The organism is Georgenia satyanarayanai (assembly GCF_023715365.1).
GTDB classification, from domain to species: Bacteria; Actinomycetota; Actinomycetes; order Actinomycetales; family Actinomycetaceae; genus Oceanitalea; species Oceanitalea satyanarayanai_B.
Genome location: NZ_JAMBNZ010000002.1, coordinates 307,519 through 319,420, shown reverse-complemented (window position 1 = coordinate 319,420; position 11,902 = coordinate 307,519). Strand labels below are relative to the sequence as shown.

14 protein-coding genes are annotated in these 11,902 nt (G+C 74.0%); all 14 read left to right on the top strand.

Annotated elements, in window-relative coordinates:
* Positions 1-2 precede the first annotated feature (2 nt).
* The 14 genes from M3148_RS03715 to ruvB all read left to right on the top strand — a co-directional run bounded on the left by M3148_RS03715 (position 3) and on the right by ruvB (position 11,847).
* On the top strand, positions 3-560 hold the full coding sequence (locus M3148_RS03715; RefSeq protein ID WP_251303389.1) for an HIT family protein: 558 nt from the start codon (positions 3-5) through the stop codon (positions 558-560).
* Positions 557-1,174 (top strand): phosphatidylinositol phosphate synthase, encoded by a 618-nt coding sequence (pgsA, locus tag M3148_RS03710; protein WP_251303387.1) that lies wholly within the window; start codon positions 557-559, stop codon positions 1,172-1,174. Before M3148_RS03715 ends, pgsA begins: the two co-directional genes overlap by 4 nt.
* Positions 1,171-2,121: a phosphatidylinositol mannoside acyltransferase gene (locus M3148_RS03705; RefSeq protein WP_251303288.1), complete on the top strand. Its 951-nt coding sequence runs from the start codon at positions 1,171-1,173 to the stop codon at positions 2,119-2,121. Before pgsA ends, M3148_RS03705 begins: the two co-directional genes overlap by 4 nt.
* Entirely contained in the window at positions 2,121-3,314 is a 1,194-nt protein-coding gene (locus M3148_RS03700; RefSeq protein WP_251303287.1) for a glycosyltransferase family 4 protein, read from the top strand. Before M3148_RS03705 ends, M3148_RS03700 begins: the two co-directional genes overlap by 1 nt.
* Entirely contained in the window at positions 3,311-3,901 is a 591-nt protein-coding gene (locus tag M3148_RS03695) for a hypothetical protein (RefSeq protein ID WP_251303286.1), read from the top strand. The genes M3148_RS03700 and M3148_RS03695 overlap by 4 nt, the downstream gene beginning before the upstream one ends.
* A 56-nt stretch (positions 3,902-3,957) precedes the next feature.
* Positions 3,958-5,184 (top strand): PrsW family intramembrane metalloprotease, encoded by a 1,227-nt coding sequence (locus M3148_RS03690; RefSeq protein ID WP_251303285.1) that lies wholly within the window; start codon positions 3,958-3,960, stop codon positions 5,182-5,184.
* A gap of 62 nt (positions 5,185-5,246) precedes the next feature.
* Positions 5,247-6,575, top strand: a complete 1,329-nt coding sequence (locus M3148_RS03685; protein ID WP_251303284.1) for an FAD-binding oxidoreductase — start codon at positions 5,247-5,249, stop codon at positions 6,573-6,575.
* Positions 6,576-6,655: 80 nt separating this feature from the next.
* Positions 6,656-7,567 carry a pyridoxal 5'-phosphate synthase lyase subunit PdxS gene (pdxS, locus tag M3148_RS03680; protein ID WP_251303283.1) on the top strand — a complete coding sequence of 304 codons (912 nt, stop codon included), beginning with the start codon at positions 6,656-6,658 and terminating at the stop codon, positions 7,565-7,567.
* Positions 7,564-8,097 (top strand): NUDIX hydrolase, encoded by a 534-nt coding sequence (locus M3148_RS03675; RefSeq protein ID WP_251303282.1) that lies wholly within the window; start codon positions 7,564-7,566, stop codon positions 8,095-8,097. The genes pdxS and M3148_RS03675 overlap by 4 nt, the downstream gene beginning before the upstream one ends.
* A gap of 30 nt (positions 8,098-8,127) precedes the next feature.
* Positions 8,128-8,733: a pyridoxal 5'-phosphate synthase glutaminase subunit PdxT gene (pdxT, locus tag M3148_RS03670; RefSeq protein ID WP_251303281.1), complete on the top strand. Its 606-nt coding sequence runs from the start codon at positions 8,128-8,130 to the stop codon at positions 8,731-8,733.
* 54 nt (positions 8,734-8,787) lie between these two features.
* Positions 8,788-9,546 (top strand): YebC/PmpR family DNA-binding transcriptional regulator, encoded by a 759-nt coding sequence (locus M3148_RS03665; protein ID WP_251303280.1) that lies wholly within the window; start codon positions 8,788-8,790, stop codon positions 9,544-9,546.
* A gap of 53 nt (positions 9,547-9,599) precedes the next feature.
* On the top strand, positions 9,600-10,178 hold the full coding sequence (ruvC, locus tag M3148_RS03660) for a crossover junction endodeoxyribonuclease RuvC (protein WP_251303279.1): 579 nt from the start codon (positions 9,600-9,602) through the stop codon (positions 10,176-10,178).
* A 54-nt stretch (positions 10,179-10,232) separates the two neighbouring features.
* Positions 10,233-10,832: a Holliday junction branch migration protein RuvA gene (gene ruvA / locus M3148_RS03655; protein ID WP_251303278.1), complete on the top strand. Its 600-nt coding sequence runs from the start codon at positions 10,233-10,235 to the stop codon at positions 10,830-10,832.
* Positions 10,825-11,847 carry a Holliday junction branch migration DNA helicase RuvB gene (ruvB, locus tag M3148_RS03650; RefSeq protein WP_251303277.1) on the top strand — a complete coding sequence of 341 codons (1,023 nt, stop codon included), beginning with the start codon at positions 10,825-10,827 and terminating at the stop codon, positions 11,845-11,847. Before ruvA ends, ruvB begins: the two co-directional genes overlap by 8 nt.
* Positions 11,848-11,902 lie beyond the last annotated feature (55 nt).

Genomic DNA, 11,902 nt, shown 5'->3' with positions numbered 1-11,902 from the left:
ACGTGTCGCCGCCGAGCGGCGAGCCGGCGGAGGGGCTCGTCGGCGTCCCCGACGCGTTCCAGCGGCTGTGGACCCCGCACCGGATGGCCTACGTCGACGGCCACGACAAGCCCGACGACGCCACCACCGGTCAGTGCCCCTTCTGCCGGGCACCGCAGCGGGAGGACGCCGAGGCGCTCATCGTCCACCGCGGTGAGCACGCCTACGTCGTCCTCAACCTCTACCCCTACAACCCCGGCCACCTCCTCGTGTGCCCCTACCGTCACGTCGCCGACCTCACCGAGCTGACGACGGCGGAGCGGGACGAGGTGGGCGCACTCAGCGCTACCGCGATGACCGTGCTGCGGGCGGTGAGCGCGCCGCACGGCTTCAACCTCGGGATGAACCAGGGCGAGGCCGCCGGCGCCGGGATCGCCGCCCACCTCCACCAGCACGTCGTGCCCCGCTGGGGCGGGGACGCGAACTTCTTCCCGATCATCGCCGGCACCAAGGCCCTGCCCCAGGTGCTCGGCGAGACCCGCGAGCTGCTCGCCGCGGCGTGGCCGGGGGCGACGTGCTGAGCTCCAAGGGGCGCGTCGTCACCAACGCGATCTTCGGCCCCGTCGCCCGCGCGCTCGTCCGGGCCGGGGTCAGCCCGGACACCGTCACCGTCACCGGGACCGTCCTCACCGTCGCCGTCGCGCTGTGGCTGCTGCCGTCCGGGCACTTCGTCGCCGGGCCGCTCGCCATCACCGTCGTCGTCCTCATCGACAGCGTCGACGGGCTCATGGCCCGGATGCTCGGCCGCTCCACCCGCTGGGGCGCCTTCCTCGACTCCACCCTCGACCGTCTCGCCGACGCCGCGATCTTCTCCGGGATCCTCCTGTGGAGCATCGGGGCGGAGGAGACGTGGGTGCTCGGCACCGCGCTGGCCTGCCTCGTCCTCGGCAGCGTCGTGCCCTACGCCAAGGCGCGCGCCGAGGGTCTGGGCATGACGGCCTCAGGCGGCATCGCCGAGCGCGCCGACCGTCTCTTCGTCGCCCTCGCCGCAGTCCTCGCCGTGGGACTGGGCGCCCCCGTGGCGGTCCTCGTCGTCGCGCTCGGGCTCCTCGCCCTCGCGAGCCTCTACACGGTGGGCCAGCGCATGGCGGCCGTGCGCCGTCAGACGCGTGGTGACCTGGGGGAGACGGGATGAGTCCGGACCCGGCAGCGCTGCTGCTCACCGCCGCGCGCGTCGTGCCTCCGCTGCCCGGCTGGCTCTCCGCCGCGCTCTTCGCCGGTGCCGCCGAGCTGGCCGCCCTCACCGGCATCGCCGGGGTGGGACAGCTGCGGGCCAACATCGCCCGCGCCGTCCCCGGTGCGTCCCCCCGCCAGCTGCGGCGGCTCACCCGCCGCGGCATGCGCTCGTACATGCGGTACTACGAGGAGTCGCTGCGGCTGCCGACCGTGAGCGAGGCCCAGCTCGGCCAGCGCGTGCGCGCCGTCAACGACGGGTGGATCCGGGCGGAGCGTGCCGCCGGACGGCCCGTCGTCGTCGCCCTCGGGCACCTCGGCAACTGGGACCTCGCCGGCGCATGGGCCACCCGATTCCTCGCCCCCGTCGTCACGGTCGCCGAGCACCTGGAGCCGGAGGAGCTCTTCCAGAGCTTCCTCGACTTCCGGCGCGGGCTCGGCATGACGATCATCCCACTCGAGAAGGACGGCTCCACCTTCCGGGAGCTGCTGCGCGAGGCCCGCGCCGGCGTCCCCCTCGTGCCGCTGCTCGCCGACCGCGACCTCTCCCGCACGAACGTCGACGTCGCGCTGCTGGGAGAGCGGGCCCGCGTCGCACCGGGCCCTGCGACCCTCGCCGTCGCCACCGACAGTGCCCTCGCCTTCGTCGGGATCCACTACGAGCGCCTCCGCGGGCCACGCCGCCAGGCGGCCGGCAGCCGCTGGGGCATCGTCATCACCTTCGGTAACCCCATCAGCCCGCCGGCCGGCGCTCCCCGTGAGGAGACGATCACGGCCCTCACCCAGGCGTGGGTCGACGAGCTCGGTGCGGCCGTCCAGGCCCACCCGGAGGACTGGCACATGCTCCAGCCGCTCTTCGTGAGCGATCTCGATCCCGCGCGTCTCAAGCCTGCTGGGAGCGTGGCCTGATGCGCATCGGGATCGTCTGCGGCTACTCCTTCGACGTGCCGGGCGGCGTGCAGTTCCACGTCCGCGACCTCGCCGAGCACCTCATCGCCACCGGCCACGAGGTGAGCGTCCTCGCCCCGGCCGAGGACGCCACGCCCGTGCCCGACTACATCGTCCCCGCCGGACGGACCGTGGCCCTGCCGTACAACGGCTCGGTCGCGCGCCTCAACTTCGGGCCCGTCGCCGCGGCGCGCACGCGCCGCTGGCTCGAGGAGGGCAACTTCGACGTCCTCCACCTCCACGAGCCCATCACCCCCAGCCTGTCCATGCTCGCGCTGTGGATCGCCGACGGCCCGATCGTCGGCACCTTCCACACCGCCATGGACCGCTCCCGTGCCCTGCAGGTGGCCTCCCCGCTCGTCCGGCCGCTGCTGGAGAAGATCGGCGGCCGGATCGCCGTGTCGGAGGAGGCCCGGCGCACCGTCGTCGAGCACCTGGGCGGGGACGCCGTCGTCGTGCCCAACGGCGTGTTCGTCGACCGCTTCGCCGACGCCCCGCGCGCGCAGGCCTGGTGCGGCACCGACGAGCGCCCCACCGTCGCCTTCCTCGGCCGGCTCGACGAGGCCCGCAAGGGTCTGCCGGTGCTCGCCGAGGCGATCCCCCAGGTCCTCGCCCAGGTCCCCGGCGCACGCTTCCTCGTCGCCGGCCGCGGTGACGTCACCGAGTACCGCGCCTCGCTCGGCCACCTCGGTGATGCCGTCACCTTCCTCGGGCCGGTGAGCGACGCGGAGAAGGAGTCCCTGCTCGCGTCCGCCGACGTCTACGTCGCCCCGCACACCGGCGGGGAGAGCTTCGGGATCGTCCTCGTCGAGGCGATGAGCGCGGGCGCGCACGTCGTCGCCAGCGACATCCCCGCCTTCCGTGCCGTGCTCGACGGCGGCCGGTACGGCACCCTCTTCCCGACCGGTGACGCCGCGGCCCTCGCGGCCGCGCTCGTGCCCGCCCTGCGCGACCGAGACGCCTCCCGGGCCGTGCGGGACGCGGCGCGCGAGGGCGTTCGGCGCTTCGACTGGTCCGTCGTCACCAGGCAGGTCGTCGCCGTCTACGAGATGGTGACGGCGAGCGGCGGTCACGTGCGGGAAGACCCGCGCTCCCGCACCGTGGTGGGCCGCCTGCGCGCCGCGCTGGACGGTCGGACGGAGGGGGAGCAATGACCTGGGAGGGCTGGACGCTCGTCGTCGTGCTCCTCGTCCTCGTCCTCGGCTGGGTGCTGTGGCTGCTCGCCTCGCGCGTGGACCGCCTGCACCGCAAGGTGCTGCGCTCCCGCGCCACCCTCGAGCTCCAGCTCGCCCAGCGCGCGGCTGCCGCCCACGAGCTCGCGATGAGCGGGGCCCTGGACCCCGTCGAGGCCGTGCTCCTGGCCGACGTCGCCCAGCGTGCCAGTGCCGGCGCGCCCGGCCGCGTGGTCCCCGACGGCCTCGAGGGCGAGCCCGACGTCGAGGAGCCCGTCGGCGACGTCGACCGCTCCCTCGTCGAGTCCGAGCTGTCCCGCACCCTGCGCGCCCTGCTCGAGTCGCACGTCGACACCGAGCCGCTCGGGGACAACCCGCTCGCCGTCGACCCGCTCCACCGGCTCGACGCCGCCTGGTACCGGCTCGAGCTCGCCCGCCGGTTCCACAACGCCCACGTCGCCGAGGTGCGGCGCATGCGCGCCAACCCCGTCGTGCGGGTGCTCCACCTCGCCGGCCGGGCACCGATGCCGCACGCCTTCGACATGGACGACGCCCGGGCCGCGCGCTGAGCGAGGCCGTCCGCCCTCCGCGGGCGACGTCGCCGGCTGGCCCTACGCTGATCGCCATGGCCCTTCCCCCGCAGCCCTACCCGCCGTCCGGGCGCCCGGCGCAGCGCACCGCCTACCCGGCCGGCCAGCCGCAGACCGCGCCCTGGGGGACCGGCGGCCCGCCGGCGCCCTCCCAGGCGCCCTGGCAGCCGGCCCGGCCGCGGCGGGGCGGGACGGTCCTCGTCCTCGTGGGCACCGGGGTCGGGATCCTCGCGCTCATCGCGACCGTCGCGCAGATCGCCAGCCTCACGAGCGCCGGTGCGGCGCTCACCGGCGGCATCGTCGCGCTCGTCCCGCTCACGGCCGTCCTCCTCGGCATCCGCTGGATCGACCGGTGGGAGCCCGAGCCCCGGTACGCGCTGCTCTTCGCGTTCCTCTGGGGAGCCGGAGTCTCCACCCTGGTGTCGATCTGGCTCAACACGGCCTTCTCCACCGCCGTCTACTACAGCACCGGGAACGTCGAGACGGCCGAGGTCCTCGGCGCCGCGCTCGGCGCGCCGCTCATCGAGGAGACCGCCAAGGGGATGGGCGTGCTCATCCTCTTCCTCGCCCGCCGCCGGTACTTCGACGGGCCGGTCGACGGCATCGTCTACGCCGCGACGGTGGCAGCCGGATTCGCCTTCGTCGAGAACATCCTCTACTTCGGCCGCTCCATCGACATGCTCCCGCAGATCTTCGTCATGCGCGGGATCCTGTCCCCGTTCGCGCACGTGATGTTCACGGTGGCGATCGGCATTGCGCTCGGCCTCGCGGCCCGCAGCCGGTCCTCCGTCGCGTGGCTGGGGGCGCTGCCCCTCGGGTGGCTCGTGGCGGTGCTGCTCCACGCCCTGTGGAACGGCAGCACCTTCACCGGCTCCTTCTTCGGTCTCTACGTCCTGGTCCAGGTGCCGCTGTTCGTCGCGGCGATCCTCCTCGTCGTCTGGCTGCGCCGCCGGGAGCGGCGCATCATCACCGGGCGGCTCGTCGAGTACGCGCGCGCCGGCTGGCTGGCCCCGCACGAGGTCACCATGCTCGGCTCCTTCCCGGGCCGGCGGGCCGCCATGTCGTGGGCCGCGCGCGGTGGACCCTCCGCCAAGGCCGCGATGAGGACCTTCCAGCACTCGGCGACCGCACTCGCCCTGGGCCGCCAGCGCTTCGCCACCGGCCGCGCCGAGCCCAGCTACCACCACGACGAGCGGGTGCTCCTCGACCGGGTCACGACCTCGCGCAGCGCCTTCCTCCAGGCGCTCACCCAGGTCCGCTGACCAGGGGCTTCCCCTCCGGCCCGTGCCGCGCCACGATGGGCGTCTCGGCCCGAGGAGGAGCCATGTCACCCACTCGAGACGGCGCGATCGTCGACGACCTGCGCAGCCGCGTGCGCGGCACCGTCCACGCCCCGGGGGACACGGGGTTCACCGAGCTCTCCCGGCCGTGGAACCTCGCCGTCCAGCAGGACGTCCTCGCCGTCGTGTCGGTTGCTGACGCCGACGACGTCACGACCGTGGTCGGCGCCGCCGCCCGCACCGGGACGGCGGTCTCGCCGCAGCCGAGCGGCCACGGCGCGACCGGCTCGGCCACCGGGACCATTCTCCTGCGGACCGGGGCCCTCGACGCCGTCGACGTCGACCCGAGCGGCCGGACGGCGACGATCGGGGCGGGCGTGACCTCCGGGGCGCTGCAGCGCGCCACCGCCACGCACGCCCTCACCGCGCTGCCGGGCAGCACGCCCGCGGTCAGCGTCGCCGGGGTCGCGCTGGGTGGTGGGCTCAGCTGGTTCGGACGTGCCCACGGCTGGGTCGCGGACTCTGTCATCGGCTTCGAGGTCGTCGACGCCGCTGGTGCACACCGTGCCGTCGACGCGACGACGGACCCTGACCTGTTCTGGGCGCTGCGCGGCGGTGGTGGCGACTACGCCGTTGTCACGGCGCTGCGGCTGCGGCTGCACCCGGCGCCGTCCGTCGTCGGCGGCCGCATGTTGTGGGAGGGGCGCCACGCGGCTGCCGTCGTCGACGAGTACCGCTCGATCACGGCCGGTGCGCCCTGGGAGCTCACGCTGTGGCTCGAGCTCATGGGCTTCCCGTGGGCCGAGCCGATGGTTGCCCTCGACATGACGTACCTCGGCGAGGAGGCCGAGGCGCGCGAGATGATGGCCGCCGTCGAGCGCCTGCCGCGGCCGCTGTCGGACAGCAGGGCGCCGATGTCCGTGGCAGAGCTCGGCACCATCACCGCGGAGCCGACCGACCCGTCACCCGGCCTGGCGCGCGCCGAGCTCCTCGCCACTCTCGACGACGACGCGACTCGCGACGTGCTGGCCGCACCGGTCGCACCGCTCAACCTCCTCCAGGTCCGCCACCTGGGCGGGGCGCTGAGCGGACCGAGCGACTCGCCGCACGGCCCGCTGGCCGAGCAGCACCTCCTCTACCTCTTCGGCGTGCCGACGGACCCCGCGACCACCGCCCGGGTCCGCGCGCGCCAGCGCGAGGTCGCCGCCGCCCTGCCCGTCAGCGGCCGCAAGCCGGTGACGCTCCTCGGCCCCGGGGAACCGCTGAGTGACGCCCTCCCGCCGGCGTCGCTCGAGCGGCTGCGCCGCGTCAAGGACGAGCGGGACCCCCACCGGGTGCTCCGCGGCAACGCCAGTGTCCTCGACGTCTCCTGACCCGCGGACACCCCGCCGAGTGGTGCGTCCTCGCCCGTAGACTGGGGGCGCCCTTCCCCCTCCACCACCGAGGTGCAGACATGTCCCAGGAGACTTCCACGCCCAGCGGCCCCCAGGTCGGCACCGCCCGCGTCAAGCGCGGCATGGCCGAGATGCTCAAGGGCGGCGTCATCATGGACGTCGTCACCCCCGAGCAGGCACGCATCGCCGAGGACGCCGGCGCCGTGGCCGTCATGGCCCTCGAGCGCGTGCCCGCGGACATCCGCTCCCAGGGCGGGGTGTCGCGGATGAGCGACCCGGACATGATCGACGGGATCATCGCCGCCGTCTCGATCCCCGTCATGGCCAAGGCCCGTATCGGGCACTTCGTCGAGGCGCAGGTCCTCCAGAGCCTCGGCGTCGACTACGTCGACGAGTCCGAGGTCCTCAGCCCGGCCGACTACGAGCACCACATCGACAAGTGGCAGTTCACCCTGCCCTTCGTGTGCGGAGCGACGAACCTCGGCGAGGCGCTGCGCCGCATCTCCGAGGGCGCGGCCATGATCCGCTCCAAGGGCGAGGCCGGCACCGGTGACGTCTCCAACGCTACGACCCACATGCGGCGCATCCGCCAGGACATCCGCCGCCTGTCCTCGCTGCCCGAGGACGAGCTCTTCGTCGCCGCCAAGGAGCTGCAGGCGCCCTACGACCTCGTCGTCGAGGTGGCGCGCACCGGGCAGCTGCCCGTCGTGCTCTTCACCGCCGGTGGCATCGCCACCCCGGCCGACGCCGCGATGATGATGCAGCTTGGCGCCCAGGGCGTCTTCGTCGGCTCGGGCATCTTCAAGTCCGGCAACCCGGCGCAGCGCGCGGCCGCCATCGTCCGTGCGACGACCTTCTTCGACGACCCCGCCGTCGTCGCCGACGTCTCACGCGGTCTGGGTGAGGCGATGGTCGGCCTCAACGTCGACGAGGTCCCCGTGCCGCACCGGCTCGCCGAGCGCGGTTGGTGACGACCTACGGGCTGGGCCCCGACTGGGTACCCGGTCCCGACGGCGTGCCCTTCCGACGCGCCGCTCGAGTCATCCTGCTCGACGACGCCGACCGGCTCCTCCTCGTGCGCGGCCACGACTCGGGGGAGAGAAGCCGCTCGTGGTGGTTCACGGTCGGCGGCGGCCTCGAGCCGGGGGAGGACGCTCGCGCGGGCGCGCTGCGGGAGCTGCGTGAGGAGACCGGGCTGCGCCTGTCCGCGGACCAGCTGGCGGGACCTGTCCTCACTCGCAGCGCGGTCTTCGACTTCGCCGCCGTCACCTGCCGCCAGGACGAGGAGTTCTTCCTCGCTCGCGGCACCGACACGCGCCTGGACGACGCCGGCTGGACCGAGCTCGAGCGCGAGGTCCTCGACGAGCTGCGCTGGTGGGAGCTGGACGAGCTGGACGCCGCCGTGGCGGCCGGCGCGGTCGTCTACCCCCGGCTGCTGCCCGGTCTCGCGCGGCGGCTCGCGGGCGGCTGGGACGGCACGAGCGAGCACGTAGTCGAGTAGCACGCCCGCGGCGTCGTAGGCTGGTGGGTCGTGACCTCCCCTCGCGTCGGCGTCCTGGCTCTCCAGGGCGACGTGCGCGAGCACCTCGGGGCACTCGAGGCCGCCGGCGCCCACGCCGTGCCGGTACGGCGCGCGGGCGAGCTCGCCGCCGTCGACGGTCTCATCCTGCCGGGCGGGGAGTCGACGGCGATCGGCAAGCTGCTCGTCGTTCTCGACCTGCTCGCGCAGCTGCGCGAGCAGATCGGTGCGGGGCTGCCCGTCTACGGCTCATGCGCCGGGATGGTGCTGCTCGCCGACCGGGTGGCCGACGCACACGGACCGCTCGTGGGCGGCATGGACGTCACGGTCCGACGCAACGCCTTCGGACGGCAGGTCGACTCCTTCGAGGAGGACCTCCTGGCGCCCGGGCTCGGCATCGTCGACGCCCCTCTCCGCGCGGTGTACATCCGGGCACCGTGGGTGGAGGAGGTCGGTGACGGCGTCGAGGTCCTCGCACGCGTGAGGTCCGGACGCGCCGCCGGTAGGATCGTGGCAGCTCGACAGGGCGCGCTGCTCGTCACCGCCTTCCACCCGGAGATCAGTGACGACGCACGGGTGCACCGTGCGTTCGTCCACCTGGTGCGTGCACACGCCTAGCGCTACCTGTCCCCACCGTCCCCGCGGGGACGCCGTCGTCAGCAAGGAGCAGTCATGGCCGGCCACTCGAAGTGGGCAACCACCAAGCACAAGAAGGCGGCGATCGACGCCAAGCGCGGCAAGCTGTTCGCTCGCCTGGTGAAGAACGTCGAGGTCGCTGCCAGGACGGGCGGCGCCGATCCCGCCGGCAACCCGACCCTGTACGACGCGATCCAGAAGGCGAAGCGCAACTCCGTCCCGGCCGACAACATCGACCGTGCCGTCAAGCGCGGCTCCGGCGCCGAGGCCGGGGGCGCGGACTACGAGACGATCATGTACGAGGGCTACGCCTCCGGTGGTGTCGCCGTGCTCGTCGAGTGCCTCACCGACAACCGCAACCGCGCCGCCTCCGACGTGCGCGTCGCCTTCACCCGCAACGGCGGCACGCTCGCCGACCCGGGATCGGTCTCCTACCTGTTCCACCGGCGCGGCGTCGTCATCGTGCCGAAGACCGACGGCCTCACCGAGGACGACGTCCTCACCGCCGTCCTCGACGCGGGCGCCGAGGAGGTCAACGACCACGGTGAGGCCTTCGAGGTCCTCAGCGAGGCGAGCGACGTCGTCGCGGTGCGCACCGCGCTGCAGGAGGCCGGTCTGGAGTACGACTCGGCCGAGGCGCAGTTCGTCCCCTCGATGGAGGTCGAGGTCGACGTCGAGGGCGCCCGCAAGGTGCTGCGCCTCATCGACGCCCTCGAGGACTGTGACGACGTCCAGAACGTCTTCGCCAACTTCGACGCCCCCGACGAGGTCCTCGCCGCGCTCGACGAGGACTGACACCGGCGGTGTCGCTCCCGCGGCACGTCCCACCCGGCTGCGACACTGGGGTCATGCGCGTCCTCGGAGTCGATCCCGGCCTCACCCGATGCGGCCTGGGCATCGTCGACTCCGACCCGCGCCGGACCCTGTCGCTGGTCGAGGTGGGCGTGCTGCGCACCCCGCCGGACATGCCGATCCAGCAGCGCCTGCTCACCATCTCGGCGGGCATTGAGGAGTGGATCGTCCGGCACGACGTCGACGCCGTCGCCGTCGAGCGTGTCTTCGCACAGCACAACGTCGCCTCGGTGATGGGCACGGCGCAGGTCGCCGGGCTCGCCATGGTCGCCGCCGCGCGCGCCGGTCTGCCCCTGGGCATGCACACGCCCAGCGAGGTCAAGGCCGCGGTCACCGGCTCCGGGCGCGCCGACAAGCCGCAGGTGCAGGAGATGGTGCGCCGCATCCTCCGGCTGGCCGGGCGTCCCGAGCCGGCCGATGCCGCCGACGCCCTCGCGCTGGCCGTCTGCCACCTGTGGCGCGGCGGCACTCCCGGCGTCGGTCCCACGGCCCGGCACGCGACGCCCGCGCAGGAGGCGTGGGCGAGGGCAGAGCTCGCGGCGCGGCGGTCCCGGGCTGTCACCCACAGCCGGTAACCTGTTCGCACACACGTTCGCCCGGTCGAGCTCCGGGCCGGGATTGGAGCAGTCGTGATCGCCAGCGTCCGGGGGACCGTCGAGTCCGTGCGGCTCGACTGCGCCGTCGTCGAGGTCGGCGGGATCGGACTGCGCGTGCAGGCCACCCCCGGCACCCTCGCGAGCCTGCGGCCCGGCACCGACGCCCGGCTGGCCACCGCGCTCGTCGTGCGCGAGGACTCACTCACCCTGTTCGGCTTCGCCGACGACGACGAGCGCGAGGTCTTCGAGATCCTCCAGACCGTCAGCGGCGTGGGACCGCGTCTCGCCCTGGCCGTCCTCGCCGTCCACCAGCCAGACGAGCTGCGTACCGCCGTCGCCGCGGAGGACGTCGTCGCCCTCACCCGAGTACCCGGCATCGGGAAGAAGGGCGCCCAGCGCATCCTCCTCGAGATCGGGGACAAGCTCGGCCCCGCGCGCGGTGAGGTGCGTTCCGCTCCGGTCGCCACCGACTCCCAGCCCGAGGTCGTCGAGGCGCTCGTCCAGCTCGGCTGGTCCGCCAAGGCCGCCGAGGACGCCGTGAGCACGGTGCTCGCCGAGCCCGCCGCCGACCGCGACGTCGCCGCCGTGCTGCGCAGCGCGCTCCAGCACCTGGGAGGCCACGGACGTGGCTGACGACGCCGCCTTCCTCGACGCCGAGGCCGACGAGCTCGAGCGCGCGGCCGAAGCCGCACTGCGCCCGCGCCGGCTGGCGGACTTCGTCGGCCAGGCAGTGGTTCGCGACCAGCTCGCCCTCGTCCTGGACGCCGCCAAGGCGCGCGGCTCCGCGCCCGACCACGTCCTGCTCTCCGGGCCGCCCGGGCTCGGCAAGACGACGCTCGCGATGATCATCGCCGCCGAGCTCCACGGCGCGCTGCGCCTCACGTCCGGGCCGGCCGTCCAGCACCCCGGGGACCTCGCCGCGATCCTTTCCTCCCTCCAGGAGGACGACGTCCTGTTCATCGACGAGATCCACCGCCTGGCCCGGCCGGTGGAGGAGATGCTCTACCTCGCGATGGAGGATTTCAGGGTCGACGTCGTCGTCGGCAAGGGGCCCGGCGCCACCGCGATCCCGCTCACCCTGCCGCGCTTCACCGTCGTCGGGGCCACCACGCGCGCCGGGCTGCTGCCGGCACCGCTGCGCGACCGGTTCGGCTTCACCGGCCACCTGGAGTTCTACTCGCCGGCTGAGCTCGAGCAGGTGCTCAGCCGCAGCGCCCGGCTCCTCGGCGCCGAGCTCGAGCCGGCCGCGGGCGCCGAGCTCGCGGGCCGCTCCCGAGGCACGCCCCGGATCGCCAACCGGCTGTTGCGGCGCGTGCAGGACTGGGCGCAGGTGCGGGGGACCGGCTCCCTCGACCTCGCCGCCACGCACGCCGCCCTCGATCTCTTCGAGGTCGACGAGCGCGGCCTGGACCGCCTGGACCGCTCGGTGCTCCGTGCGCTCTGCGAGCGCTTCGGCGGCGGGCCGGTGGGCCTGTCCACGCTCGCCGTCGCCGTGGGGGAGGAGCCGGAGACCGTCGAGACCGTCGCCGAGCCTTTCCTCGTGCGCGAGGGCCTCGTCTCGCGTACGCCCCGCGGACGCGTCGCCACCGCCGCGGCGTACGAGCACCTCGGTCTCGCTCGACCCGACGACGGCGCGCTCTGGGGCTGAGGGCGGTTTCGTCCTGTCAGCAGCGTCACCTAGACTCAATCAGTATTTTGCCGCC

What these genes read in the sequence shown, in the direction of transcription:
- M3148_RS03705 (WP_251303288.1), top strand. Translation starts at nt 1,171, where the DNA reads ATGAGTCCGGACCCGGCAGCGCTGCTGCTCACCGCCGCGCGCGTCGTG.
- M3148_RS03700 (WP_251303287.1), top strand. Translation starts at nt 2,121, where the DNA reads ATGCGCATCGGGATCGTCTGCGGCTACTCCTTCGACGTGCCGGGCGGC.
- M3148_RS03695 (WP_251303286.1), top strand. Translation starts at nt 3,311, where the DNA reads ATGACCTGGGAGGGCTGGACGCTCGTCGTCGTGCTCCTCGTCCTCGTC.
- M3148_RS03690 (WP_251303285.1), top strand. Translation starts at nt 3,958, where the DNA reads ATGGCCCTTCCCCCGCAGCCCTACCCGCCGTCCGGGCGCCCGGCGCAG.
- M3148_RS03685 (WP_251303284.1), top strand. Translation starts at nt 5,247, where the DNA reads ATGTCACCCACTCGAGACGGCGCGATCGTCGACGACCTGCGCAGCCGC.
- pdxS (WP_251303283.1), top strand. Translation starts at nt 6,656, where the DNA reads ATGTCCCAGGAGACTTCCACGCCCAGCGGCCCCCAGGTCGGCACCGCC.
- M3148_RS03665 (WP_251303280.1), top strand. Translation starts at nt 8,788, where the DNA reads ATGGCCGGCCACTCGAAGTGGGCAACCACCAAGCACAAGAAGGCGGCG.
- ruvC (WP_251303279.1), top strand. Translation starts at nt 9,600, where the DNA reads ATGCGCGTCCTCGGAGTCGATCCCGGCCTCACCCGATGCGGCCTGGGC.